The sequence below is a fragment of the Enterococcus sp. AZ095a genome, from assembly GCF_050546735.1.
Lineage (GTDB): Bacteria > Bacillota > Bacilli > Lactobacillales > Enterococcaceae > Enterococcus_D > Enterococcus_D entomosocium.
This window is the reverse complement of sequence record NZ_CP172953.1, coordinates 3,221,540-3,248,210: the sequence shown is the minus strand read 5'-3', so window position 1 is coordinate 3,248,210 and position 26,671 is coordinate 3,221,540. Positions and strand designations below refer to the sequence as shown.

At 45.1% G+C, this 26,671-nt stretch carries 23 protein-coding genes and 1 other annotated feature; of the genes, 14 read left to right on the top strand and 9 right to left on the bottom strand.

The genetic code is table 11. The annotated features are described in order from the left end of the window. Nucleotides 1-14: 14 nt before the first annotated feature. Genes IGJ26_RS14915 through IGJ26_RS14905 form a run of 3 tightly spaced genes read right to left on the bottom strand, consistent with a single transcriptional unit; the run spans nt 15 to nt 2,216 of the window. Nucleotides 15-593 carry a tRNA (mnm(5)s(2)U34)-methyltransferase gene (locus IGJ26_RS14915; protein ID WP_176273436.1) on the bottom strand — a complete coding sequence of 193 codons (579 nt, stop codon included), beginning with the start codon at nt 591-593 and terminating at the stop codon, nt 15-17. Continuing rightward, entirely contained in the window at nt 568-1,551 is a 984-nt protein-coding gene (locus IGJ26_RS14910; RefSeq protein WP_005233367.1) for a TIGR01212 family radical SAM protein, read from the bottom strand. The genes IGJ26_RS14915 and IGJ26_RS14910 overlap by 26 nt, the downstream gene beginning before the upstream one ends. 14 nt (nt 1,552-1,565) lie before the next feature. After that, on the bottom strand, nt 1,566-2,216 hold the full coding sequence (locus IGJ26_RS14905; protein WP_008382009.1) for a phosphatase PAP2 family protein: 651 nt from the start codon (nt 2,214-2,216) through the stop codon (nt 1,566-1,568). 291 nt (nt 2,217-2,507) lie between these two features. Between IGJ26_RS14905 and IGJ26_RS14900 the strand changes: the two genes are divergently transcribed. After that, a complete protein-coding gene (locus tag IGJ26_RS14900; RefSeq protein ID WP_430599707.1) occupies nt 2,508-4,001 on the top strand; it encodes a LysM peptidoglycan-binding domain-containing protein in 1,494 nt (497 codons plus the stop codon). A 42-nt stretch (nt 4,002-4,043) separates the two neighbouring features. Next, nucleotides 4,044-4,263 (top strand) — a binding site (T-box leader). An 86-nt stretch (nt 4,264-4,349) separates the two neighbouring features. After that, on the top strand, nt 4,350-6,764 hold the full coding sequence (leuS, locus tag IGJ26_RS14895) for a leucine--tRNA ligase (protein ID WP_061053373.1): 2,415 nt from the start codon (nt 4,350-4,352) through the stop codon (nt 6,762-6,764). A 106-nt stretch (nt 6,765-6,870) separates the two neighbouring features. Here the strand turns inward: leuS and IGJ26_RS14890 are convergent, their stop codons facing one another. After that, the gene (locus tag IGJ26_RS14890; RefSeq protein WP_005233376.1) at nt 6,871-7,101 is read right to left on the bottom strand and encodes a hypothetical protein; all 231 of its coding nucleotides are present in this window, start codon (nt 7,099-7,101) and stop codon (nt 6,871-6,873) included. Between the two features lie 220 nt (nt 7,102-7,321). Between IGJ26_RS14890 and IGJ26_RS14885 the strand changes: the two genes are divergently transcribed. Then, on the top strand, nt 7,322-7,621 hold the full coding sequence (locus IGJ26_RS14885) for a DUF5960 family protein (RefSeq protein WP_008382014.1): 300 nt from the start codon (nt 7,322-7,324) through the stop codon (nt 7,619-7,621). Nucleotides 7,622-7,693: 72 nt separating this feature from the next. Here the strand turns inward: IGJ26_RS14885 and murE are convergent, their stop codons facing one another. Then, nucleotides 7,694-9,214, bottom strand: coding sequence for a UDP-N-acetylmuramyl-tripeptide synthetase (gene murE / locus IGJ26_RS14880; RefSeq protein WP_086372398.1), 1,521 nt, complete (start codon nt 9,212-9,214; stop codon nt 7,694-7,696). Nucleotides 9,215-9,412: 198 nt separating this feature from the next. Here murE and IGJ26_RS14875 point away from each other — a divergent pair, with 198 nt between their 5' ends. The 3 genes from IGJ26_RS14875 to IGJ26_RS14865 all read left to right on the top strand — a co-directional run bounded on the left by IGJ26_RS14875 (nt 9,413) and on the right by IGJ26_RS14865 (nt 13,066). Then, nucleotides 9,413-11,059 carry a putative polysaccharide biosynthesis protein gene (locus tag IGJ26_RS14875; protein ID WP_008382016.1) on the top strand — a complete coding sequence of 549 codons (1,647 nt, stop codon included), beginning with the start codon at nt 9,413-9,415 and terminating at the stop codon, nt 11,057-11,059. Nucleotides 11,060-11,128: 69 nt separating this feature from the next. After that, the gene (locus IGJ26_RS14870) at nt 11,129-11,848 is read left to right on the top strand and encodes a pseudouridine synthase (protein ID WP_061053372.1); all 720 of its coding nucleotides are present in this window, start codon (nt 11,129-11,131) and stop codon (nt 11,846-11,848) included. A 141-nt stretch (nt 11,849-11,989) separates the two neighbouring features. Continuing rightward, nucleotides 11,990-13,066 carry a M23 family metallopeptidase gene (locus tag IGJ26_RS14865; RefSeq protein WP_061053371.1) on the top strand — a complete coding sequence of 359 codons (1,077 nt, stop codon included), beginning with the start codon at nt 11,990-11,992 and terminating at the stop codon, nt 13,064-13,066. Between the two features lie 96 nt (nt 13,067-13,162). Here the strand turns inward: IGJ26_RS14865 and IGJ26_RS14860 are convergent, their stop codons facing one another. Beyond that, nucleotides 13,163-14,017, bottom strand: coding sequence for an RluA family pseudouridine synthase (locus tag IGJ26_RS14860; protein ID WP_016620005.1), 855 nt, complete (start codon nt 14,015-14,017; stop codon nt 13,163-13,165). A gap of 191 nt (nt 14,018-14,208) precedes the next feature. Here IGJ26_RS14860 and IGJ26_RS14855 point away from each other — a divergent pair, with 191 nt between their 5' ends. The 5 genes from IGJ26_RS14855 to IGJ26_RS14835 all read left to right on the top strand — a co-directional run bounded on the left by IGJ26_RS14855 (nt 14,209) and on the right by IGJ26_RS14835 (nt 21,800). Beyond that, nucleotides 14,209-16,371, top strand: a complete 2,163-nt coding sequence (locus IGJ26_RS14855) for a PBP1A family penicillin-binding protein (protein ID WP_086332725.1) — start codon at nt 14,209-14,211, stop codon at nt 16,369-16,371. A 70-nt stretch (nt 16,372-16,441) separates the two neighbouring features. Then, nucleotides 16,442-16,783 carry a YlbF family regulator gene (locus IGJ26_RS14850; protein WP_005227708.1) on the top strand — a complete coding sequence of 114 codons (342 nt, stop codon included), beginning with the start codon at nt 16,442-16,444 and terminating at the stop codon, nt 16,781-16,783. 193 nt (nt 16,784-16,976) lie between these two features. Further along, nucleotides 16,977-18,167, top strand: a complete 1,191-nt coding sequence (locus IGJ26_RS14845; RefSeq protein ID WP_430599706.1) for a metallophosphoesterase family protein — start codon at nt 16,977-16,979, stop codon at nt 18,165-18,167. Beyond that, complete coding sequence (locus IGJ26_RS14840; protein WP_176461995.1) at nt 18,164-20,839, top strand: AAA family ATPase; 2,676 nt, start codon at nt 18,164-18,166, stop codon at nt 20,837-20,839. The genes IGJ26_RS14845 and IGJ26_RS14840 overlap by 4 nt, the downstream gene beginning before the upstream one ends. Before the next feature lie 16 nt (nt 20,840-20,855). Further along, nucleotides 20,856-21,800 carry a 3'-5' exoribonuclease YhaM family protein gene (locus tag IGJ26_RS14835; RefSeq protein ID WP_034872173.1) on the top strand — a complete coding sequence of 315 codons (945 nt, stop codon included), beginning with the start codon at nt 20,856-20,858 and terminating at the stop codon, nt 21,798-21,800. A gap of 169 nt (nt 21,801-21,969) precedes the next feature. On the opposite strand, the gene IGJ26_RS14830 is transcribed toward IGJ26_RS14835, so the two are convergent. The 3 genes from IGJ26_RS14830 to IGJ26_RS14820 form a co-directional block, all read right to left on the bottom strand. Then, nucleotides 21,970-23,004 carry a peptidylprolyl isomerase gene (locus IGJ26_RS14830; protein ID WP_429968836.1) on the bottom strand — a complete coding sequence of 345 codons (1,035 nt, stop codon included), beginning with the start codon at nt 23,002-23,004 and terminating at the stop codon, nt 21,970-21,972. A gap of 115 nt (nt 23,005-23,119) precedes the next feature. Further along, the gene (locus tag IGJ26_RS14825; protein WP_005227717.1) at nt 23,120-23,494 is read right to left on the bottom strand and encodes a YtxH domain-containing protein; all 375 of its coding nucleotides are present in this window, start codon (nt 23,492-23,494) and stop codon (nt 23,120-23,122) included. Further along, nucleotides 23,495-23,920, bottom strand: coding sequence for an HIT family protein (locus tag IGJ26_RS14820; protein ID WP_005233401.1), 426 nt, complete (start codon nt 23,918-23,920; stop codon nt 23,495-23,497). A 211-nt stretch (nt 23,921-24,131) separates the two neighbouring features. Between IGJ26_RS14820 and IGJ26_RS14815 the strand changes: the two genes are divergently transcribed. The 3 genes from IGJ26_RS14815 to IGJ26_RS14805 all read left to right on the top strand — a co-directional run bounded on the left by IGJ26_RS14815 (nt 24,132) and on the right by IGJ26_RS14805 (nt 26,638). Further along, the gene (locus IGJ26_RS14815) at nt 24,132-24,611 is read left to right on the top strand and encodes a hypothetical protein (protein WP_005233404.1); all 480 of its coding nucleotides are present in this window, start codon (nt 24,132-24,134) and stop codon (nt 24,609-24,611) included. A gap of 84 nt (nt 24,612-24,695) precedes the next feature. Next, complete coding sequence (locus IGJ26_RS14810) at nt 24,696-25,430, top strand: ABC transporter ATP-binding protein (RefSeq protein ID WP_005233406.1); 735 nt, start codon at nt 24,696-24,698, stop codon at nt 25,428-25,430. Then, on the top strand, nt 25,427-26,638 hold the full coding sequence (locus IGJ26_RS14805) for an ABC transporter permease (RefSeq protein WP_429968834.1): 1,212 nt from the start codon (nt 25,427-25,429) through the stop codon (nt 26,636-26,638). The genes IGJ26_RS14810 and IGJ26_RS14805 overlap by 4 nt, the downstream gene beginning before the upstream one ends. Nucleotides 26,639-26,671 lie beyond the last annotated feature (33 nt).

Genomic DNA, 26,671 nt, shown 5'->3' with positions numbered 1-26,671 from the left:
AGTCGATCGACACCTTAACGTGCCGAGGACTGATGGTTTTTTCGTTCGATACAAAATAAGATCGGCGGCTGGTTGCGCTGATTGATAAATTGATAGGAAAGGACATTGTATTCCTCTTGCGGCAGCTGCTGACAAAAGGAGTGGACTTCTTTCAGCTCTGCTTCGCCGCCAGCGTGTCCATAATAGCAGACCAGGATGATTCTACCTTTCGGGGCTAAACGTGTCAGTAAAGCTTCTAAAGCCGTTTTCGTTGTATCAGGCAGCGTGATGATCGCTTTGTCCCCTTTCGGCAAGTAGCCTAAATTGAAAATGGCGGCGTGAACCGGACCGCTCACAACATCTGCCAACGTCTCATGGCCTTGATGGATCAGCTGGACTTGCGCCAACAGCTCTTTTTCAGTCAAACGTTTTTTGGTGGCTTGGAGGGCTTGTTCTTGAATATCAAAAGCAAACACCTGACCAGTCGGCCCAACTAAGGAAGCCAGTAATTCCGTGTCAAAGCCGTTGCCCATCGTGGCATCAACAGCGGTATGTCCCGGTTGCACAACTTCTTTTAAAAGGGTGTGGCTATAGCGCATGGCGGTCGGCAGCATTGACAAGCTCCTTTCGCACGTTGAATTTCCCTTGATAGGAGTTGCGGCGTAGCATTTCTTGATCAATCTCATTCAAGACTTCCCATTTTTTCAAACTCCACATTGGACCTACCAGAGAATCCCATGGTGCATCGCCTGTCAAGCGATGAATGATGATCTCTGGGGGGATCATTTCTAACTGATCGCAGATCAATGACACATAGGTATCGCGCCGCATCAATTGCAAACGTCCCTCATGATAATCCCGCAGCATCCGAGTATTGCGCATCAAATGCAGCAGGTGCAGTTTGATGCCTTGGATATCAGAATCTTGAATGGTGCGTCGGACGTTTTCTTGCATCATCTCGATCGTCTCGCCTGGCAGACCATTGATCAAATGGGTACAGACACGAATATTGTGTTTGCGCAGGCTGGCGACGCCGTCTAAGTAGGTTTGATAATCATGGGCGCGGTTGATGGCATTGCTCGTGGTTTCAAACGTCGTTTGCAGTCCTAATTCGACCCATAAATAAAAGCGTTGATTGAGCTCTGCCAGATAGTCAACGACATCTGCTGGTAAGCAGTCTGGTCGGGTCCCAATGGAGATCCCGACAACACCAGGTAGTGTCAGTACTTGCTCGAAGCGCTCGCGGATCACTGCCACCGGTGCGTGGGTGTTCGTAAAATTTTGAAAATAGACAATGTATTTGTCCACTTGCGGCCACTTTTTGTGCATCATGGCGATCTCTTTTTCAAACTGCTCTGGTAGCGGGGCTTCAGGTGCTACGATCATATCGCCAGAGCCGGACACACTGCAAAATGTACAGCCGCCTTTGGCAACGGTGCCGTCACGATTGGGGCAGTCGAAGCCCGCATCGATGGGAACTTTAAAGATTTTTTCGCCAAATTCTTGCCGCAAAGCAAAGTTCCATGAATGGTATCGTTTGTTTTTATCTTCTGCATAAGGAAATGGATTCATTTTTTTACCTTCTTTTATAATTGTTTACGCGTGAAGCGCCAGACAAAACGTTTTTGCAAGTAGTAAGGGTAGGTCAACAGTAGCCAAGACAGGCCGACACAAAAACCGCCTAACACATCACTGGGAAAATGCACGCCAACATAGATGCGGCTGATGCCGATACAACTGATCAATAGGCCTAGCAGAATACGGAGTCCCCATTGCCAAAAAGGCTGCTTGAAGAAAACTGGGACCAAGAAGAGCAATGTCCCATAAAAAACCATACTGCCTGTCGAGTGTCCGCTGGGGAAACTAAAACTTGATTCCGTGACTAAGTGTTCAAGGGTTGGTCGCTCCCGTAAAAAGACCAGTTTGATCAATGGATTAAAGAGCCCGGCAATCCCGATGGTGCCGATACTGAGCCATAGTGCTTCTGCATAATATTTATTGATCACTAAAACGGCTAAAACAGCAAGAAAGAGCAAGATGATCGTGGTAGGATTCGCAAATTTTGTGACCCATAGAAAAAACGGTGTCCAAAACGGATAGCCGGTGCGGATGATGCGAGTCAAGGTTTCGTCAAAGGAGACCAACCAAGTAGGATAAAATTTCACGAGATAGCCGAGAAAAACGAACAGCAGTAAAAAGCAGCTGCCGGCAAATTGAAAATAAAGTTTTTTATGCATGGAAAAGCCTCGTTTCTAGAGAATTTCTGTCCCTTCAAGCAAAGAGACATCTAGAAGGTATTATAGCATTTATCGCAAGACGGAAAAAGCAGGGAACCATTCAGGGAGCATCCCACTGCCAAGGAATATTTTTCGTTGGGTTAAATACAAACTCTTCATTTCAATAAATGTTCGTTTGATTACAAAGAGTTTACAGTTTCTGTAATCGGCTCAAATACCTTTTATAAATTCTTAAGAAATTGTATACTAAACCTACGTTCACTATAAGGAAAAAACGGAGGAATAACGGACATGAACACGAGTCAATCAAGAAAAGTACATCGTCAAGCAGACCAATCGGGCGATAAGTATCGAGTGATCAAAAAAAGTGCAGTTGTTTTAGGAACGACACTGACTGCTTGCTCTGTTGTAGCTCCATTGGTGTCATCGGTTCAAGCAGAAGCCGTAGAGACCTCGATCGCCCAAGTTTCTACTAGCAATTTTGCCGCGCCGAATACTTCCGCATTTATTGCCGAAATCGCTACTTACGCTCAGCCCGTGGCACAAGCCAACGATTTATATGCTTCTGTGATGATCGCACAAGCCATTTTAGAAAGTGGTTGGGGCCGAAGCAGTTTATCAAAAGCACCGAATTATAATCTATTCGGGATCAAAGGCAGCTACAACGGTCAAACCGTTTATATGAGTACTTTGGAGTACTTGAACAATCAATGGTTGACTATGAATGAACCCTTTAAGCGCTACCCATCATACACGCAATCATTCGAAGATAACGCACGTACTTTACGCTCAACCTCTTTACAAAGCGGCGTTTCATATTATTCTGGCGCTTGGAAAAGCAATACGACTTCATATCTTGATGCAACCGCATGGCTAGCAGGCCGCTATGCGACTGCACCCAATTATGCTTCTTCCCTGAATGCAGTGATCCAACAATTTGGTTTGACGCAATACGACACACCTGCTTCTGGCAATGCCGGTGGTGGTGCCACAGCTAGCGCATCAACCAATACTACGACTACAACGGCGGCTGTCAGCACGAGCGGCAGTCAAACGTATACAGTCGCTTCGGGCGACTCTGTATGGTCGATCGCTAACAAACATGGCATCTCCATGGACCAGTTGCGCAGCTTGAACAACATCAAAAATGATTTTGTTTATCCAGGGCAAACGTTGAAAGTCAACGGCAGCACCCAAAGCACTTCGGCAACTTCTACGGTATCGATCGTCAATCGTAATACTTCAGCAACTACATCAGGCAATACCTATACCGTAGTTTCTGGTGATTCAGTCTGGTCGATCGCCAATAAACATGGGATCTCCATGGATCAATTCCGCAGTTTGAACAATATCAAAAATGATTTTGTCTACCCAGGACAAAAAGTTGTCGTCAGTGGTAGTTCCGCAACGAGTACAAGTACAACAACGAGCACGACCGTCAGCAGCCAAACCAGCAGCAGTGCTGCAGGCAACACCTATACGGTGGCAGCGGGTGATTCAGTCTGGTCAGTTGCCAATAAACACGGGATTTCGATGGACCAATTCCGCAACTGGAACAACATCAAAAATGATTTTATCTATCCAGGACAAAAGGTGGTCGTCAAGCAAGGCGGCACGGCAGCTACTACCAGCACTTCAGCGACAAATGGTACTTACAAGGTCGCATCGGGTGATTCCGTTTGGGGGATCGCAGATAAGTTTGGCATCACGACGGATCAATTTATTCAATGGAACAATATTCAAAATAACTTTATTTACCCAGGACAAACAGTTAGGGTAAAATAGATTGCTATTCCTAATGATTTTTGTTAGGATAAGTGCAAAGAAACTTTCACGTTTGAGAAGGAATAGTAGAAGTACGGTGGGACTTTTAGAGAGTGCATGGTTGGTGGAAATGCACAGCACACCTTTCGAACTCGTCTTCGAGTGATATCTGACTGAACCTGATTTGGCTAGGCAGATACGGCGATGGCCGTTAAAACATCGAGGTCTGCTTTTTTGAGGAGCAGATAAACTTAGGTGGTACCACGTTGATAACGTCCTATAAAAATCATAGCGATTTTTATAGGACTTTTTTTAAGTTTTGCTGGTTGATTTGACGAGCAAAACACCAATTTTTAGGAGGAGTCCATCGTGAATTACAATCACAAAGAAATCGAAAAAAAATGGCAAAAATATTGGGCAAAGAAAAATGAGTTCAACACCCATGATGAGCCGGACAAACCAAAATTTTATGCGCTAGATATGTTCCCATATCCATCCGGACAAGGATTACATGTCGGACATCCAGAAGGCTATACGGCAACGGATATCTTGAGCCGCTTCAAACGCAGCCAAGGGTACAATGTACTGCACCCAATGGGCTGGGATGCCTTTGGTCTGCCTGCCGAACAATATGCACTAGACACTGGAAATGATCCAGCGGAATTCACGAAGAAAAATATTGAGACCTTCCGCCGTCAAATCAATGCGCTAGGGTTCAGCTATGACTGGAATCGTGAAATCAATACGACAGATCCTGAATATTACAAGTGGACGCAATGGATCTTTACCAAGCTTTATGAAAAAGGGTTAGCTTATGAAGCCGAAGTTCCGGTAAATTGGGTACCAGAGCTTGGAACTGTGATCGCCAATGAAGAAGTCATTGACGGCAAGAGCGAACGGGGCGGCTATGATGTGATCCGCAAACCGATGCGCCAATGGATGCTAAAAATCACGGCATATGCTGATCGTTTGTTGGACGATTTAGAAGAAGTTGATTGGCCAGAAAGCATCAAAGAAATGCAACGCAATTGGATCGGACGTTCTGTCGGAGCCAACGTAACGTTTAAAGTGGCAGGGATGGAAAAAGACTTTACCGTCTTTACGACTCGCCCAGATACCTTGTTTGGTGCGACCTACGCTGTATTGGCACCAGAACATGAGCTAGTGGCTCAAATCACTACCCCAGAACAAAAAGCAGCCATTGATGCCTATGTAGAAGAAGCATCGAAAAAATCTGATTTGAACCGAACAGATTTGGCCAAAGAAAAAACCGGTGTCTTCACTGGTGCCTATGCCATCAATCCCGTGAATGGCAAAGAGATCCCGATTTGGATCGCCGATTACGTTTTGGCTTCTTATGGAACAGGTGCGATCATGGCGGTTCCTGCCCATGACGAACGTGACCACGAATTTGCCAAAACATTTGGCTTAGAGATCATTCCTGTATTGGCAGGGGGCAACGTGGAAGAATCTGCCTATACCGAAGATGGACTGCATATCAATTCAGACTTTTTGGATGGGCTAGACAAAGAGACAGCCATTGAAAAAATGGTCGCATGGTTGGAAGAAAACCATGTTGGGAAAAAAGAAGTCAGCTATCGTCTTCGCGATTGGTTGTTCTCTCGCCAACGGTATTGGGGTGAACCAATCCCAATCATCCATTGGGAAGATGGGACGACCACAGCGCTTGCTGAAGATCAGCTGCCATTGCGTTTGCCAAAAACCGACAATATCAAACCAAGCGGTACCGGGGAATCGCCATTAGCTAATGTCACGGATTGGGTCAATGTCACCGATCCAGAAACTGGGAAAAAAGGACGTCGCGAAACCAATACGATGCCACAATGGGCAGGAAGCTCATGGTATTTCTTACGCTTTATCGATCCTCATAATAAGTCTGTTTTGGCAGACTATGATAAATTGAAACGCTGGATGCCAGTCGATATTTATATCGGTGGGGCGGAACACGCTGTCTTGCATTTGCTTTATGCTCGCTTCTGGCATAAATTCTTGTATGATATCGGTGTCGTACCAACGAAAGAACCATTTGAAAAATTGTTCAACCAAGGGATGATCCTTGGGGAAAACAATGAAAAAATGTCGAAATCCCGCGGCAACGTCGTCAATCCAGATGATGTCATCAATCAATACGGTGCAGATACTTTGCGTCTATATGAAATGTTTATGGGACCATTGGATGCATCGATCGCCTGGAATGAGAATGGCCTTGAAGGCAGTCGCAAATTCTTGGATCGCGTGTGGCGCTTGATCGTCGATGAAAATGGCAAAATGCGCGACCGCATCACGACATTCAACGATGGAAAATTGTCGAAGGTGTATAACCAAACGGTTAAAAAAGTGACGGAAGATTATGAACAGCTGCATTTCAATACGGCGATTTCCCAATTGATGGTCTTCGTCAATGAAGCGTATAAAGCTGATGCCTTACCTTACGAGTATGTCGAAGGATTTGTGCAGCTATTGGCTCCAATCGCACCACATATCGGTGAAGAGCTCTGGTCGATCCTCGGAAATGACAATGGGATCTCTTATGTGCCTTGGCCAACCTATGACGAAAGTGCCCTAGTGGAAGATGAGATCGAAGTCGTCTTTCAAGTCAACGGCAAAGTTCGTGCCAAAGCAATGGTTCCAGCGGACGCAGAAAAAGCAGTGCTTGAACAATTGGCCCAAGAAAACGAACTTGTCCAAGAACAGCTCCAAGGAAAAACGATCCGCAAAGTGATCGTCGTACCCAATAAATTGGTCAATATCGTTGCAAACTAAACGCTAAAAAAGTAGCTGCCTAACAGGTCAATGGTCTGTTAGGCAGCTTTTTGGTAGCGACAAAGAAAAAAAGTGTTACTGAGTGGTTCTCAGCAACACTTTTTTGTTATTTTTTGCGAATGATCCCATAGAACAAAGCGGCTGTTGCGACCAATGGAATCAAGATCACTAGTAGAAAGCCGTTTGGATACGTAGCGCGAGTGAAAATTTCTGATGAAGCATCACTTCCGCCAAATAGATGATTGGAAATCATGAACTGAGCCATCATAGCAACGATTGCGACAAAACCAATTGCAGCACCAGTACCGACGAATAATTTTTTCTTTGCGTTGTTCATTACATTTGCCCCTTTTATAGTCTCTATGTATCATTATACAAAATTTGGATACGTGTTCAATCTGATTTTGTCAAATAATTGATTCGTAATACACTTGAAATGTTTCTGACATATTTAAGCGCTAAAAAAGCCAAATTTCCGCTTGTTAGCGATCATATTATTCGCTGATCCTCACAGACTCTCGTATAATAAAGAAAGAGAAAAGAAAGAGGGGACTTACATGGAGTATCAATCATTTGAAGGCCAAACGGCTTTTTTTGAAGATTATGCACGGATTGCCAAACCTGGCTATGAAGAAGAGGCAGTCACTGCCGATGTCTTGGAACAGTTGAATCAACAATTAACAGAAGAAGAGCTGTTTTACCGTTTAGCAGCCGAAGATGCCAAAGAAGGGCAAGTCTTTTTGTTTCCTTTCAGCAAGCGAATGTTTACCGAAGACCTTGACGCTGCCATTTCAACAGAATTCCGTTATGATGGCGCACCCTATGTCTATGAGACTTACGAAGACGAACAACCTTAATCACACAGGAAAAAAGCTTTCAGATGATTTAATGGATCATCTGAAAGCTTTTTTTGTTGAGACAACTTGTTGCTATTGGTGCTTGGCTTGCTGCTGCGCTAAGGTCAAGTCACCGATGTAAGGGACTTTTTTTCCAGCGACTTTCAAGTATTGTTCGGCACCTTTGCCCGCAATAATCACGATATCACGACCGTCTGCTTCAGCGATCGCCAATTTGACGGCTTGAGCCCGATCCATCTCATGAATGATGGCAACTTCAGGATTGGTGATAGCATCTGCAATTTCTTTTGCGATCGCAGCTGCTTCTTCAAAATCAGGATCATCGCTGGTCAGGTAGACTTTGTCCGCATATTCTCCTAGCGCTCGTCCCATATCTGCTCGGCGAGATTGGGCTTTTCCGCCAGCACTGCCAGTGACAAAAAGCAGGCGGCCATCTGGGCGTAACTGACGGGCAAGTTCACTTAATGATTGGAAGCTCAGGTAATTGTGGGCATAGTCAACGATCATGACGGCGCCATTTTCTTTTTCTAAAACGATCATTCGTCCAGGGATGATCACTGTCGGCAGGACTTTCTGAGCGTCCTCACGAGAGGCACCCGCTAAGCAGGCAGCCAAAATCGCCGCTGCGGCGTTCTCATGGTTGAAAGAACCTAAGATCCCCAGTTGATATTCACCAGAGACTTGCAAGACATCAGAAGCAGCTGTCAGGGCGAAACTCTTTAGGTCCATTCCTTCTTGGACGACATAATCGGCGTCTGAACGTCCGTAGGTGATATAAGGAACTTGATGGACTTCACAAGTTTCTCGCAGCAAGTGGTAGTGATCGCTTTGACGATTTAAAATCATTTGTTTGCTGTTGCGGATCAGTTCCCGTTTGCAGTAAAGGTAATCATCATAAGTCGGGTGTTCCACCGGTCCAATGTGATCAGGCGAAATATTCAAGAACGCGCCAATATCAAAGGTAATGCCGGCGACCCGTTTAGTTTTATACGCTTGAGAAGAAACTTCCATTACAAGATGGGTCAGGCCGTTTGCAACAGCCTCAGCCATCATTTTATAAAGATCCAGTGTTTCGGGAGTCGTCAACACTGCTTCATTAAAGGTTTTTCCATCGACTGAGTTTTCCTCCGATGAAAAGAATGCTACTTTTTGACCCGTCGATTCTGCTAAAATCGCCCGAGCAAAATAGGCGCAGCTGGTTTTGCCTTTGGTGCCAGTGATGCCGATGGTCACCAGCTGTTCTTGCGGGTTGCCATAAAATGCTTGAGCGATCACTGCCATCGTTTCTCGAATGTCCGTAACAATGATCCCGTAGGTTGCGAAGTTGTCATAAGGTGTTTCTGAAATGTAGCACTGAATGCCTTGATCAATGGCGGCGGCTAGGTAGCTTTCTTTAAAAGAAGCCCCTTTACAGAAAAAAAGCGTTGCCGCATCGGCCGTTCGCGAGTCGTAACTTAAGGAGGTAAAGGCAATATCAGTCATTTCTTGCGGCACGGTATAAACCCAATCAGTGGGGGTGATGATTTCTTTTAATAGGTTTTCCTGCAATAAGAGTTTGCGGATCTGTGGCACGGTAATGAGTTCCTTTTGCATCGTTGTTCTCCTTCATTCCTCTAAAGATTTCTCTTATTATAGCATAACTCCTAAAAACCGCCGTTTAGGAGGGAAAAGTTTTCTTTTTTTCTTCTTATTTTGAAGAAACTTTAAGATGTTGCAAAAATAGATTGCGACCAACTCTTTTTCGAATTAAAATGGAAGGGATATGTTTGTAGAAAGTTGGAGATAATGGCGATGGATAATCACATGCGTTCAGTGTCAAAAGAATTAACTACACAAGAAAAAATGGCTCAAGGATCTGCTTGGATGACAATGGGCAATATCGGTTCACGTTTGCTTGGCGCGATTTACATTTTACCTTGGTATTATTGGATGGGGGCAAATGCCGATAAAGCAAATGCGTTATTTGGGATGGGCTATAATGTTTACGCCTTATTTTTAATGATCTCAACTGCTGGGATCCCATCGGCAATTGCCAAGCAGATTTCTTTTTATAATTCTCGCCAAGAATACCGCACCAGCCAGAAGCTCTTTTTAAGGGCCTTCCAATTGATGGCAGGCTTTGGCGTGGTGACCGCCGGAATCATGTATTTGGCAGCCCCATGGTTGGCAACGGCTTCAGGTGGCGGGGAAGAATTGATTCCTGCAATGCGCTCATTGAGCATTGCACTATTGGTCTTTCCTTGTATGAGTGTTATGCGAGGATACTTCCAAGGAAACCAAGACATGAAACCTTTTGCGATCTCGCAAGTTGTCGAACAAATCGCCCGCGTCTGCTATATGCTTTTGGCGACCTTCATCATTATGCGGGTTATCGAAGGCGAATACACGGCGGCTGTGACGCAATCGACCTTTGCCGCCTTTATCGGTGTCTTAGCCAGTATTTTGGTTTTAGGCTATTACTTCCAAAAGCAACGGGTACGGATGGACGTCTTAGTCGATATGAGCAAAGAAGAAACCGTGTTGCAAACCAAAGAATTGGTTTTAGCGACCATCAAAGAAGCGATCCCTTTTATTATCGTTGGTTCTGGGATCACGATTTTAAAATTGGTGGATCAATACACCTTTGTGCGGATCATGAGTAGTTTTACTGAATTTTCAAATGATCAGCTCTTAGAATTAATGGCGATTTTCGGTAGCAACCCTGATAAGTTGACGATGGTGGTTATCGGATTAGCTACTTCCATGGCTTCAACAGGCTTGCCTTTGATCAGTGAAGCAGTCGCCAAAAAAGACAAAAAGAACTTAGCTAAATTGATCAGCAATAACTTACAATTGTATTCCTTTGTAATGTTCCCAGCGACCTTTGGGATGATCGTGCTGTCTTATCCCTTATACACCTTGTTTTATCGTCCAGATGCGTTAGGAGCGAGCGTTTTAGTCGCTGCCTGTCTGTCTGGTCTGGTCTTGGGCTTGTTTATGCTTAGTTCTAGTATGCTGCAAGGAATGTACCACAACAAAGAAGCCGTTGTTTTCTTCTTTGTAGGATTGCTGGTGAAGTTGATCCTGCAGTATCCAGCGATTCGGTTGTTCCAAGTTTATGGCCCATTAGTTTCCACGACGATTGCTTTAGGGATCGTCTGCTGGCTGAACATTCGCAAGATGATTCGCAAAGGCCATTTCAATGTAAACTTAACGTTGCGACGGACGTTATTGATTGGCGCGATGACGATCATTATGGTGATCGCAGCGTTGATCGCCCGCCAACTCTTTGGTCTCATCTTTAGCTCGGAAAGAAAAGTCCAAGCCTTTATCTTGAGCTTGCTAGTAGCAGGAGTCGGTGGCAGTGTGTACATCTACATTGCGCTGAAATTGCGTTTAGCTGAAAAACTACTCGGCTCATCAATGGTTCGTTTACGCCAGAAATTACACATCAAATAAAACTAGAAGCAGCCGCTGAGCCTCCTTTGCGAGACCTTGGCGGCTGTTTTATATGAAAGGAAGAAACCGATGCGTTTAGACAAGTTTTTAGCGGATATGGGTTATGGCTCCCGCAAAGAAGTGAAACAGTTGATCAAAAAAGGTCTCGTGACCGTCAATGGACAAGTCATCAAGAGTGACAAAGCGCAAGTACTAGAAACACAAGATGCCGTTTGTTTTGAGGGGGAACCCATCGTCTATCAAAGCCAGTTTTATTATTTGCTGAATAAACCCGCTGGAGTGATTTCGGCAACCGTCGATTCCTATGAAGAGACGGTCTTAGATTTGTTTTCTGAAGAAGCGTTTCGCGAAGATTTGTTTCCAGTAGGACGGTTGGATAAAGACACCGAAGGCTTTTTGCTGATTACGAACGATGGCGGATTGGCGCATCAATTATTGTCGCCTAAGAAGCATGTGGAAAAAGAATATTATGCCCAAGTCGAGGGAATCATGACAGCGGAGGATCAAAAAATCTTTGCCAAAGGCATCAAATTAGACGGCGAGTGGACTTTGCCGGCTGAGCTGCAGATCCTCAACGTCGATGAAGACGAAATGCGCAGCGAGATCAAACTGATCCTCCATGAAGGCAAGTTTCATCAAGTCAAACGGATGGTCCATGCAGTAGGAAAAGAAGTCGTTTATTTGAAACGGATTCGCATGGGAGGCCTGTCCCTGCCAGATGATTTGGCATTAGGCGAGTATCGGGAATTGACTCCTGAGGAATTGGCGAAGCTGCAAGAGCGAGGATAAGACGATCGGCGAGCTAAAGAAATTCTTATGAAAGTTGTTATTCGGCTGCAATATTTGTAAAAAAAGCCCGTTTTATAGGTGATTTACATGAAAGTCTGCAACAATAGACTTTAAACTGTTGGAAAAACCCTCTTTTTTTTCATGAATAAGCATGTTAAAGTAGCCAAGCTACTAAAAAAAGAAGGAGTTACCTCATTGAAGAAAAAGATTTTTTTATTGCTCGCCCTTACGTTGCCGCTTTTCCAGCCAGCTATCAGTTATGCTGCTGAAACCAAGAGCAGCGAGGAACTGACGGTTTTGACCACAGAACTAGCCTCTTATGAAGACGAAGTCACCACCAGCCAACAGAAAGTCACAGCGTTGGAAAGTCAATTAGCGGATTATCAGGAAGAATTAAGCCAATTGGCAGAAGAAAGCAAGGAAGTTCAAACGCAGATCACTGCACTGAATGATCAAAAAGCCCAGCACCAAGGAAGCCAAGCGCAAAGCAGTCTGGTAGTCGATGGACCGCAAGCCACGATCCAGCAACTACGCAAGTTTAGTGAACAACAAGCGGCTTTACGGGAAGTGAACCAACAATTGGCGGAAAAAGAAGCCGAACAACAACGAATCACTTCGTACCAAACCTTGACGCAAGCCCAATTAGTACATAGCGAAGAACAATTAGCAACAGCCAAAAAAGAATTGCAGTCCCAACAAGAGCAGCTGCAGCAGGCGCAAGCCCAAGTGCAAGACCTACAAGAAAAAGTGGAGCAAGAAGCAAAAGCAGCTGAAGAAGCGAAACAAAAAGCCAAAGAAGCAGCGGAGAAAGCGGCAGCCAGTGAATTTTCACTGCCAATCACTGGCTCCGTGTCGATCTCCAGCGGTTTTGGTACTCGAGCAGACCCGACTGGTTTTTCAGGGACGCAGCATGACGGGATCGACTTCACAGGTCAAGCGGGGGAGAAGATCGTCGCCGCTCGTGATGGACAGGTAGAAGATGCTGGCTATGGCCCAAGCACTGGAAATTACGTGATTTTGGCTCACGATAATGGCTTTTACTCGTATTATTTTCATTTAACAGCTGTCAGTGTCTCAAAGGGGGCGACCGTTGCAGTCGGCGACCAAGTCGGTACGATGGGGACGACTGGAAATTCGACAGGCGTCCATCTGCACTTTGGACTGAGTAAGACGTTGTGGTCAGATTTCGTTGATCCAGCAGCTTACTTACCGCTATAAACCAAAATACCAAGTAGAAGCATGGAGAAAATCATCTGAAACCAAAAAGCATGACTGACAAGAGGGATTCCTCAAGTCGTCATGCTTTTTGGTTGCTTACCACAAGCCCGGTTGAGCGATGATCACTAACTGTTCTTTGGTAAAAGGATGCTCTAGATGCAATTCGTAGCCATGCAGCAGCAAACGTGGCGCTGGTTTGTTTTGGTAAAGCGGGTCGCCAACGACTGGATGACCGATGCTGGCAAGGTGGACGCGAATTTGGTGGGTCCTACCAGTTTCTAACACACAATACACATTGGTTGTCTTTTGTTGGGCGTGAGCGATGGTTACATGGGTGACGGCTGACTGACCGTTGCGGGAGTCAATGATCCGCTTGCGACGATCGTGACGGTCACGACCGATTTTTTTGGCGATCGTTTGATCTTGCGTAAGTTTCCCCAAAACAGTGGCTTGATAGCGACGGAAAATCTGTTTGTTTTCCAGCATTCGGCCCAAGATCGGCAACACCAAAGGATTTTTTGCAAATAAAACCACACCGCTGGTTTCTTTGTCTAGACGATGGACCACATAAGGCTGCTGCTGTTTCGGCGCAAGGTAAGCAGCTGCATCATTCAACAGAGTATCTGCTTCTAATGGCTGATTTGGGTGCGTCTTGACCCCGGCAGGCTTGTTCAGCACCAATAAGTGTTCATCTTCAAAAAGTACGTCGACTTTGTCCGCTTGGCCTAACTGGATCGGCTGGTAGCTGTAATCACTGTCTTCAATGATCAAAGTGATTTGATCACCCCCACGAACTTCTTGATGAAACATCGCGGGCTGCTGATTGACGGCCACATTTTTCCGTGTGCGCAGAAAATGGCGCACTTTTCGTGGAACGAGCCACTCCTGTTCCAACAAATCGCGAAGCGGCATGGGCGGGTGATTTTCGGGTAAAGTCATGGTGTATTCCATAATAACGTCCTTTCTTTGCTATTCGCTACCGACTATTATAGCATCTTTAAGCTTTTCTTATAAAAAAAACAATAAAAAACAGAGTATTCAATGCTAGAATAATAAAGCATTCTTTTCGAATGAAATTACGTCTAGAGCCGTATAACAAAGAAAGTCATTTATGCTACACTTAACCAAAGGAGCGTGAAGTAATGGATTGGAAACACATCCTTCACAAAATAAAGACCGGTTGGCTGACCTTTTGGCGCTGGTTAAAACCGTATTTGCAGCAATTTCATCAATGGCGCAAGCGGGTTTGGAAAAAATACCACGTAAATAAAATTTTTATTTTACTTAGTTTAGTTGCTATCTTAATCATGAGCGGGTATTTATTTTATATCGCCAAAAATACGAAAGTCAGTGAATTAGAGTCAGGTCTGAAAGAATCGACGGTGATTTTTGATGCCAATGGTGATGAAGCAGGGCAGTTGTACTCGCAAAAAGGCACGTACGTTTCTCTTGATGCCATCTCCAGTGATGTGGTCAACGCCTTGATCTCAACCGAAGACCGCAACTTCTATAATCACCACGGGTTTGATATCAAAGGGATCGCTCGGGCAGCCCTACGTCTGCTGGTCAACCGCAGTGCCGAAGGCGGTGGGGGAAGTACCATCACCCAGCAGCTTGCTAAAAATGCCTATCTGTCCTTGGATCAAACCTTTAGTCGAAAAGCCAAGGAGCTTTTCTTAGCGATCGAGATCGAGAAGAAATATTCTAAAGATGAGATTTTAGAAATGTATTTGAACAGTTCCTATTTCGGCAACGGGGTTTGGGGCATTCAAGATGCCTCGCTAAAATATTTCGGTGTCAATGCTTCTGAACTAAGCGTGGGAGAAGCTGCGACGTTGGTGGGGATGCTCAAAGGTCCTTCGATCTATAACCCGATCGACAATCTGGAAAACGCCACGAACCGTCGCGACACCGTCTTGAGTTTGATGGTGGATAACGGCAAGTTGGACCAGTCCGTTGCTGACCAAGAATCACAAGTTGCCTTAGCCAATTTACTTTATGATGGATTTGGCAATTCAGAATCTGGCTATAAGTATCCTTATTATTTCGATGCGGTCATCGACGAAGCCGAATCCTATGGGTTGGACGCCGATGATGTCATGAATCGCGGCTACAAGATCTATACAGCCCTGGATCAAAACTACCAAGCACAAATGGAAGCTGCCTATAAAAACGATGCCTTGTTCCCTGAAAATGCCGCTGATGGCACGATGGTGCAATCTGGCTCTGTCGCACTTGATCCGAATACCGGTGGGGTGCAAGCGGTGGTGGGTCGTCGTGGTGAGCACGTCTTTAGAGGATTTAATTTTGCCACGCAAATGAAACGTTCACCAGGTTCCACGATCAAACCGATCAGCGTCTTCGCCCCTGCCCTAGAAGCTGGGTTTGAACCGGACAGTGTCTTGAAAGACGAGCCCCTTGATTTTTATGATGCTCAAAACTTTGACGGGACCTATGCTGGCGAAGCAGTCATGTACCAAGCCCTCGCCCAAAGTTTGAATCTGCCAGCAGTTTGGCTGCTGCATGAGATCGGCTTAGATCGCGGGTATAGCAAAGCACAAGAATTCGGTCTTTCCTTGACCGAAGCCGACAAATATTATGGCTTAGCATTAGGTGGTTTGGAAAAAGGGGAATCTCCAATGACGATGGCAGCAGCGTATGGCGTTTTCGCTAATGGCGGGTATTACTACAAACCGCATTTGATCACCAAAATAGTTGATTCAACTGGTGCCGTGATCGTTGACAATACGTCTGTGCAAGGCAAACGCGTGATTTCTAAAGAGACCGCTGATAAAATGACGAGCATGATGCTAGGAACCTTCTCTAACGGGACGGGGGTTAGTGCTAGTCCGTACGGCTTTACGATCGCCGGTAAGACGGGTACGACAGAGACCAACTTTGATGCTTCTAAGGTCAATGACCAATGGATCGTCGGCTATACTCCTGATATGGTTCTGTCAACCTGGCTAGGATTTGAACATGTGAGTGAAGATCATTACTTAACGGGAACTAGCGGACAAGTTGTTGGGAAAATATTTAAAGCAGAGGCCGAAAGCTTACTGCCTTATAGTCAAGGCACCCAATTCCAAGTTGCAGACGCTTATTGGACAGGCGGAAAATTAATGGCAGCCGATGAGGTACCAGATCCTGATAGCAGTACGTCACAAAATAGCAATGATTGGCAACAAACCATCGATGACTTTGCCGAAAGCGCCAAAGAAGGTATGAAGGAATTCGGCAGCAAGATCAAAGAAGGAACGAAAGAATTGTTTGGCGGCTTGTGGAATTCCATTAGTGGAAATTAAAGGAATTAGGCAACTGCTAGTCTAGAACCTGAGAAGAATGGTATACTAGAAAAAAAGAGGAGGCGTCAAAATGGCAAATATTTATGATACAGCAAACCAATTAGAACGTGAATTACGGGAGTCAGAACAATTTCAAGATCTGAAAGGTTCTTTCGACCGTTTGAAAGCAAATGAAGAAGCGTACGCGTTATTCAAAGAGTTTCAAGAGTTGCAACAAAGCCTGCAACAAAAAATGATGGCTGGCGAAGAAATGACGGAAGAAGAAGCGCAAAAAGCCCAAGAATTATCGCAAAAAATTCAACAAGACGGCATCGTTTCTGACTTGATGCAAAAAGAGCAAGCCTTCAGTTTAGTGGCCAATGACTTGAACCGCATCATCATGGGTCCTGTAAGAGATCTATACGAAGCGTAATCGCCAACAAACAAAGACCAAAGAAGCAAGTGAAACTTCAGAGAAATCGGCTGCAACTGCAAGAGTCGTTTCCAAAGAAGTTTCAAAAGCGCTTCTTTGGTTTTTTTTATGAAAAAGGCGAACAAATTTTCGTATTTTGCTGACGAAATGACTGATAAATGTTATGATAGAAGCATTAAGGAGGGAGAAAGAAATGCGATTTTTACATAGTGCAGACCTGCATATCGACCGGTCATTTGAAGGGGTCCATCTGTTATCTGAAAAAGTGAAGACCCAACTCCCTGCTATCAATCAAAAAATCATCCGTAATTTGGTGGATGTTGCTTTAGAAAAAGCGGTCGATTTTGTTTTGCTGGCTGGGGATACATTCCATCAAGCACGGCCGAGTCTAAAAGTGCAGCATGACTTTTTTGCCCAACTGCAACGACTGGGAGAAGCAGAGATCCCAGTCTATATGATTTTCGGCAACCATGATTATTATGATCCGCAACGGTATTGGTTTGCTTTTCCAGAAAACGTCATTCTCTTTTCATCGGAAGAAGTTCAAACGGTACAAGGAACAACGAAAAACGGTGAAACCTATGCAATCAGTGGATTTAGCTACCAACATCCTTGGATCGCTGAAAATAAAGTAACAGAATTTCCCGCAAGAGCAGCGGTGGATTACCATATTGGGCTTTACCACGGGGATCAAGCCGGTGAACGGTATGCCCCCTTTTCAATCAGTGAAATGAAGCAAAAAGGCTATGATTATTGGGGCTTGGGGCACATCCATGTACCTAAGACGCTCTCAGAGCAACCACCGATCCTCTATCCCGGTACGCCTCAAGGAAAGACCAAGAAAGAGCAGGCGACTGGGGTGATTTTGGCAGAATTATCGCCACAAGGACCAACAATCGAGCGCTTGGAGATCGCGGAAATCGCTTGGCAAAAGCAAGTGGTCTCCTTAGCGGATGTGACCGCCTCGAATGCCGTATTGCCAGCGATCATCGAGCGCTTAAAAAGTCCTCGTTCGCGCTTGCTGTATCTGGTGTTGACCGATGTGCAGCAGCTGCCGCCAGATTGGTTTCCAACTGCGGAAAAAAATGAATGGCTGACCTACCTCAATGAACGGTTGGCACAAACAGAGCCGCTGCAAGTAATCTATGCCCTTGAAGTCGAGCAAGCCAATGAAGACAAGATCGCATTGGCGGTACCACAAGACTATATGCTGCAGTTTTTAGCGATGTATGAGTCACCAGAGATCTTTGCGGACCGACTGTCCGATCTATTGCAGCATCCGCTGATCCAGCGGGGGATCACCCATGAATCATTTCAAGAAGAAGTCTTGCAGCAAGCCAAGCAATTGTTGAAAGACGACTTTCAATGGGAGGAGCAGTCATGAGAATTTTAAAAGCAGAGATTACCGGTTTTGGGAAATACCATGAACAAAGCTTTGCCTTTCATCCGCAAAATCAGCTGCTCTTTGGGCACAACGAGATCGGAAAATCGACGTTGTATCAATTTATTGCCGCCATCTTATTTGGCTTTCCGAAAAAGACAGCCAAGAAAAAAGACTATACCCCCAAAAACGGTGCAGCTTACGGTGGCAAGTTATGGTTGGCGCTGGAACCCTTCGGCGAAGTGATCGTGGAACGCTATCGGCATGTAGACCGCGGTCGTGCCAAAGTCCATGTCGCTGGTCAGACGGTCGATGAGCAATGGCTGGCACAACACCTGCAGCCCCTCAATCGAGCATTGTTCTTCGATGTCTTTACCTTTCAGCAAGAGCAATTGACCCAGATCGATAAGCTAGAAGAAAATGAGCTGCACCAAGCGTTGATTTCTCTGGGAATCAGCGGCAGTCAAAAAATGCTGCAGCAAGTGGCACAATATGAAACCATCAATCAGCAGCAATACAAGCCACGGGGGCAAAAGCTGCCTTTGAATCAGGCGTTAAAACAATTAGAAAAACTGCAAAAAACGATTGCGGAAAAAGAAAGCGAAGAAAGCCGCATCCAACAGCAGTATCAGCAGATCGCCCAGTTGCAAGAACAGATCCAAGACTTGCGACACCAGTTTCAAGCATTGAATGAAGCCTATCAGGAAAATCAGCAGCAGCTGAGTCATTGGGGTCTTTATGAAGAGTGGCAGCAAATGGCACCAGCAGATACGTTAGCCGATCCTCAGCAAGTCCAAGCCATCAAACAGTTTTATCAGCAGTATCAGCAGCTGACGGAAGAAATTCGCAAAAAAGAAGCTGAATTAGATCAGTTGGAGCAAGGAAAAGAATCAGATAAGTATTTCTTTTACCTTGATCACGAGCACCAAATCAATCACTTGCTGCAGCAGCAAGTGACGATGGTGCGTTTGGCAGATCGTGAAGCAGCGGCCAATCAACAAGAAGCCGTCGCCATCACGGAGCTGAATCGCTTGATCGAAAAGCGCCAATGGAGCAGAGAATCGCCGCCGCTAGTAACGGCTTCGATCCATGAACAAACCACACGTTTACTACAAGAACGTGTGCAGTTAGAAGAGCTCGAAAAGCGCATGATGCGTTTAGAAGAAAAAGCGCAGCCTTTGCAAGCCACCGCAGCTCGCTTAGAACAGCAGCATCCTCAATTGATTGGCCGCAAGCCGGTTTCTCGCCCGCTATGGCCGCTAGGGATCGTCGGTGGGCTGCTAGTAGTGATCGGTATCTTTTTGCCGAGTCCGTGGCGCTGGCTTGCTCTAGGTGTAGGGATCGCAGCGATCATTGGCAGTGTTTTGCCGTTGATGAAAGCAGCGCCAAACAAACAGCAAGGCATCAAACAGGAATGGCAGACGGTTCTCATGCAGCTGGATCTGCTGGGAGAAGAGTTGGCGCAGCTGGGAAATGAACAGCAGCAAAAGCAGCAGCAGATCGATCGTGCTCACCAAGCCTTAGCCCCCTTTTTTGGTGATTTGCCGGTGGAAAGCTGGCAGTCGTATTTATTAGCCTATGATGAAGATGTTGCTAGCTATCAAGCCTACTCACAGCAGCGCAAACAAGCCTATCAAGAACGGCAAGCCGTCGCAGAAGAACTGGCCCCCTTTGACGAGCAGTTCCGACCTTATGCTGAGTGGCTGCCGTTGCAAAACAAAACCTTGTTAGAAAAAGCAGCGATCTTGCAGAGGTTTAATGAAGAGATGCAAACAATCAAGCTTTCACGACTGCAACAACCTAGCACGCTGCTGGCCCAACAATTGACCCGCACCCGCAATGAACGCGACCAGCTGCTTTCCCAGGCCAGTGATCTCTTGCAGCAACAAGGCTTAGATCACCCTGCAGAAATCAGCCTCTGGTTGAAGCAATGGGAAGCGGCGCAACGCACGCAGCAGCGATCAGAAGAATTGGCGGTGATGTTAACACCGATTTATCCTAAACCAGTGACACAAGCAGAATTGCTGCAGCAAAAAGACCAGATCAAGCAGCAGCAAACACAGCTTCAGGCACAAATACAGCAGTTGACGGAGCAAAAACAGCGTTTGGAATTAGAAGCAGCAGCTAGTCAAAAAAATGGCACCTTGAATCAGCTTTATCAAGAAGAAAGTGAGCTAAAGGCGGTCATTGAAGAACTTGCTGTGGCATGGGGGAGTCGTCAGTTGGCGGCTTCGATTTTAACGGATGTCACGACCGAGTTGTCAGAACAGCAATTGCCGCAGCTATTGTCGGCTGCTTCAACCTATTTTGAACAGCTATCAAACGGACGTTATCAAAAGATTCTTTTGGAAAATGGCTTGTTGGTAGCGGCAAATGCCAGCGAGACGTTTTCGATCATCGACCTGTCCACAGGCACGAAGGATCAGTTAATCATGGCGTTACGCTTCGGTTATCTAGCACTGCAAAAAAATCACCCATTGTGTCCAATCATTATTGATGATGGTTGGCTGCATTATGATAGTGTTCGTAAGGAACGGTTTGCCGCACTGTTAAAAGAGTTTGGGCAAAGTTATCAAGTAATTTGTTTGTCTTCTGACCAAGAAATGGTAAGCTATTATCAGAAGTACCAGCAGCCTATCCAGGATCTGAGTAAAGGAAGTGAAAGATTTGGCTGATCGGCCAAATAAGCCCATGAAAAAAATTCGTGAATTAACTGTTGATGAAACGTTTCAACTTTTCTTGCTGATCAAGAATGCCGATGTGCGGATCGCGAAAAACGGCAAAAAATTTATTGCCTTCACCTTTCAAGATACATCCGGCACGATCGACGGAAAGTTCTGGGATGCATCAGATGAAGAAATCGCCCGTTTTGAACCCGGGAAAGTAGTACTGCTAGATGGAAAACGGGAGGTCTACCAAGGCAATCCGCAAGTCAAAATCATGCATTTGCGTTTAGCGAAACCGGAAGAGCCCCATGAACCAAGCCAATACATGGAAAAAGCACCCTTGCGAAAAGAAGAGATGGAAGAAGAAATCAGTCAAACCTTGTTTGAGATCACGAATCCTCACTGGAATCGAATCGTCCGTTTCTTACTGAACAAGTATAAAAAGGAATTCTTTGACTTTCCAGCTGCGAAGCGCAATCACCATGCCTTCGCCAGTGGATTGGCGTATCATACGACCACTATGCTGCGGTTAGGAAAAGCAATCGTCAAAGAGTACCCTGAATTGAATGCTTCACTACTGTATGCGGGTATCATTTTGCATGATTTAGGAAAAGTGATCGAGTTGACAGGTCCGATGACGACAGAGTATACCTTGGCGGGGAATCTAGTAGGGCATTTGGTCTTAGTGGATGAAGAAATCACGCAAGCCTGTATGGCTTTGAAATTTGATGACAAAGAAGAAGATATCGTTGTTTTGCGGCATATGGTTTTAGCCCACCATGGCTTATTAGAATATGGGTCACCTGTTCGCCCCCGCATAATGGAAGCGGAGATCCTCCATCAAATCGATAATTTGGATGCTTCCATGCAAATGATGCTGACGTCGATTCGTTTAACGGAACCTGGTCAATACACAGACCGAATTTTTGGCATGGACAATCGGAGTTTTTATGTACCGAAAGAAGTGTAGCGGTGACCTTGTAGCACGATCAACCAAAGTGAATGACGGAAAGAACAAAAACCACGCTAGGCTTGCTTAGCGTGGTTTTTCAGATGTTGGAAAAAGTAGCTGAATCGGCAATATTAACCTAATTAGCATAAAAAAAGAAGCGCCGCTACGACGGCACTTCTTTTTTCGTTTATTCAGCAGAAGAATCTGTAGCACTCTCACTCGTTGCAGTAGAATCATCGGTTGCATCAGTAGCAGAAGAATCTGCCGCTGAGCTGTCCGTTGCATCGGTAGCAGAAGAGTCAGCAGTTGAATCTTCTGTTTCGGCCGCTGTGATGTAATCAGAAAGCAAGTCTGCTAAGTCAGAGTCTTTCATTTTCACATTAGCTGCTTGCAATTCTTGACCGATCGTTGCTGCCATAAAGGTTGAATCATTCAACAAAGTGTTTTGAGCAATTTCAGTCAATTCATCTTTGTATTTATCCATATCATTGCCTTTGTCTTGGTTTTTCACCATTTTCACAATATAGTATTCCGTCGTGTAAGTTGACGTGTTGGTTGCAGAGATCACTTCAGAGATTTCACCATCTTTTAAATCAAAAGCGGCTGTTTTTACTTCACTTGGTATAGCTGATGAAGTAGAATCGAATTTGATCGTTCCGCCATCTTCTTTTGTTGCCGCATCCGTTGATTTTTCTTTAGCGATTTCGCCAAAGTCTGCATCATCTTTTTTCGCTTCTTCTAAGACGTCTTTGGCATCATCTTCACTTGCTACTTTGATGATTTGTGCTTCTACTTCAGGGTGGAAAGAATCCCAAGCAGTTTTCATGTCTTCATCAGTGATATCCATGTTGGCTTTTAAGCCTTCACGTAACGCAAGTTGTTGTTTCAATTCTGCACGGTAAGATTTCACCGTATAACCAGAGGCAGTCAATGTTGATTCAAAGGAATCACTGCCGCCATATTGTTCAGCCACATTATTGAATTGTTCGTCGATCATTTCTTCTGTTACGTCATCACCGTATTTTTCATCAAACACTTTTAAGACGATCATTTGACGCAACGCTTGTTGATTTTCTGAACTTGTTTTTGCTTGGTCATAAAAATCTTGAACAGTGATTTTACCGCCCTTCATTGTTGCGATTTCCTCACTTGAGTTACCACAAGCCGCTAATGCAAAAAGACTCATTGCACTGACTGCTACTAAAATTAATTTTTTCTTCATTCGTTTAAGCACTCCTAATTCTAAAAAGATTCATAATAATCACTGCACCTACTATACCACTTCTAGAAATGGTTGGAAAGAAAACAGCGGATGTTTCAAACAAAATTCATAAAAACTACAAATTTTCGATTTGTTTGTCATCCTCGGCGCTTTGGGCTTGAATCGTCGTGATGTGCTGATTCAATTGTTCCATTTGGGTTTTTATCCGAGCAAGGCGCGGTTGTGCTTGGAATTTGAAGGCTTCCAAATCTTTCGTGAAAGATTCGGTCACAACTGGGATCGTTTCGTCGATCGTTTTGCGGGTTACCATCACAGCATCTTTGAGCTGTTTGACACTGTCATTGAATTCTAAGGTCGCTTCTGTCGTGTCATCTAAATAGCGAATCAATTCTTCACGGGTTTCATTGCCGCTTTTTGGTGCAAAAAGCAAACCGCCTAAGCCGCCGGCGATGGAACCGAACAAAAGTCCTTTAAGAAAATTACCGATCATTTAGTTCACCTGCTTTCCAATTTTTTCGGCGATTGCCGCCAGCTCTTCCCCCGTGTAATTCTCTGCATGATTGCCAAAATGGATCTTGAAATCATCGTCTTTGCTGTAGCGAGGAATCAAATGGACATGGGAATGGAAGACGGATTGGTACGCCAATTCTTTATTGTTGTTGATGATATTTAAGCCTTCGATCTCAGGGAATGCTTTTTCGATCGCCCGAGCAATCTTAGGGATACGGGCAAAAACCGCTGCTGCCAACGTTTCATCGTACTCGAAAATATCCGTCACATGCGTTTTGGGAATGACCAATGTATGACCAGGGGTGACTTGGGAAATATCTAAAAAGGCATAGACTTGCTCATCCTCGTAGACTTTGTAGCTAGGAATCTCACGATTATTGATTTTACAAAAAATACAATTTTCCATTGTAAAAAACCTCCTTGATCTATTACCTCTACTTTACCATATTTTGCTTTTTTTCGTCTGGTTTCCTCTTTGAAAAAGTCGGAACAAGGCAACTGTTCCTTCAACAAAGGCGCTTTTTTAAAGAAATGCGAAAAGCAAGCGAGAAACGCTTGCATTTAGATTCCAACAACCCTAGACTTAATATCAGAAATCATTTGGAAAGAAGGAACCTATGAAACCGATCATTAAAGAAACCTTACAGAAAAAAACAACGACTTCAGCGAAGCTTCGCTACTTAGCCTATGCCTATAAAGAGTGGTTGATCGCGATCACGCTGTTTGTGGTGTTTGCTGGTTCAATCACTTATTCTCTGACACGTCCGCAAGAAGAAGTAGTCAATGCCGCCATTGTCACTGAAACAGCAATGGACCCTGCGGTGCAAAGTGAATTGGAAGCAGCCGTTGAAGCATGGGCAATAGATCAAGGGTATCAAAAAGAAGAGCTGCGGATCAGCCTGGTTTCTTATGCCGAACCAGCCGCTGTCCAAGCCTTTACCACCCGTCTTGCCGCTGGTGCCATCCAAATGGTCGTCTTTCCAGCCAGCGAAGCACAAACGTGGCAAGAGCGCTTTGGCAGCCAAGAACTAGCGCAAGAAATCATTACAGTGGGAGAAAATGAATTTATCCTGCAAGTCACGAATAAAGAAAAATAAACAATTGTTTTGCCAGCTGACTGAATTGAACAAAAAGAGCCTACGTTGACAAAGAGCCATAATCAGGCGAATCGGAGGGAAAAAATGACTTTACAAGTAGCAAACGTGACAGGCGGCTACAATCAGCTGCCAGTCTTAAAAAATATTGATTTTACGATCGGCGATGGGGAGCTCGTTGGCTTGATCGGCTTGAACGGGGCAGGGAAGAGTACGACGATCAAAGAAATCATCGGTTTACTGCAACCTCATAGCGGCACCATCACGATCGATGGCTTGACCCTTAAAGAAAACCCAGAGCAATACCGCAAACAAATCGGGTATATCCCCGAAACTCCTTCTTTATATGAAGAATTGACCTTAAGAGAGCACATTGAAGTGACGGCGATGGCCTACGATCTTCCACAAGAAGAAGCCATGAAGCGAGCAGAACGCCTGCTAAAAACCTTTCGCTTAGAAAACAAACTCGATTGGTTCCCGGCAAACTTTTCAAAAGGGATGAAACAAAAAGTTATGGTACTGTGTGCCTTTTTGATTGAGCCGAGTGTCTACATCATTGATGAACCCTTTCTAGGATTAGATCCTTTAGCGATCAATGCGTTATTGGAACTGATGAATGAGATGAAACAAACCGGGGCATCTATTTTGATGTCCACCCACATTTTAGCAACCGCAGAGAAGTATTGTGACAAATTCATCCTCTTGCATAACGGTGAGATCCGCGCACAAGGGACATTGGCGGAACTAAGAAGCCAATTTCAAGCACCAGAAGCCTCCCTTGATGATCTGTACCTCGCACTGACAAAGGAGAGTCAAGCATGAAGCAGTTTTTCTCGCAACGCTTACAGCGGCATCAAAAACAGATGACACGCTATTTGCGCTATGTCTTCAATGATCATTTTGCTTTGATCAGCACCTTCTTAGTCGGAGGTCTGGGGCTCTATTATTCTGAATTGCTAAAAACATTGCCGCGGCCGTTTCCATTAGGCGGCATCATCGTGGTCGCTGTTTGGCTCTTTGTTTTACCGCTGGGACGCTTAGCGACACTGACGAAACCGGCAGATTTGATTTTTCTGTTAGCCAAAGAAGGACAAATGACAAGTTATCTCAGCCAAGCGTTACGTTATTCCCTCTGGCTGCCCTTTGGGGTTTTATTTTTAACCGTAGGGGCAACGATGCCTTTGGTCGTGGTCACAGCAAACAGCACCTTTGCCTCATTCCCATACTTTTTAGGGATGATGTGGCTCTTAAAACTGGGGGATCTTTCACTACAACGGATTCGTTTGTATCAAGAAACTCAGCAGCAAGTCAAACAGCAGCGAGGCATCTGGTTCGCAAGTGCGTTAGCTGCCACACTTGCCAGTATTTATGTAGCACCTTGGCTAGGGTTGGGGATCAGCATCTTCCAAGCAATCTGGTTCCTCTTTGGACTGAAATCCAATAGCCAGCTTTTGGATTGGGACTATATGATCCAAGCCGAACAGTCGCGCTTAATGCGTATCTATCGGTTTATCAACTTATTTACAGATGTTCCCCAAATCACGACGGAAGCCAAACGGCGCAAATACCTCGACTGGCTGCTGGCAAAGATCAAACCAGTGCACAGCAATACGTACCTCTATCTTTACTTGCGCCGAGTGATCCGTGGGGGGCAATATGGCGGGCTTTATGTCCGTTTGACTTTGATTGGTGGGTTCGTCTTATTCTTTGTCGATGAGCTTTGGATCAGTCTGCTGATCGGCTGCTTGTTTCTTTATCTGATCGGTTTCCAACTGATTCCTTTGATCAATGAGTTTCAATACATGGTTTTGACACATCTGTATCCCGTGCCAGAAAAACAAAAAGCCGCAGCGATCAAAAAAATTCTTGGGGCACTCTTACTGGTGACCGCAGTTCTTTTCGGCGTGATCTGTTGCTTGCGCTTGCCTTTTGTTTGGCAAGGCGGTATCGCGTTTCTTGGCTTCTTAGGGTTTGCGGGTCTTTTTTTAGGCATCTACTTGCCAGGGCGATTAAAGAAAATGCACGCCTGATCCACAAGTGGCCTCTCTTACAAAAAGCGAACG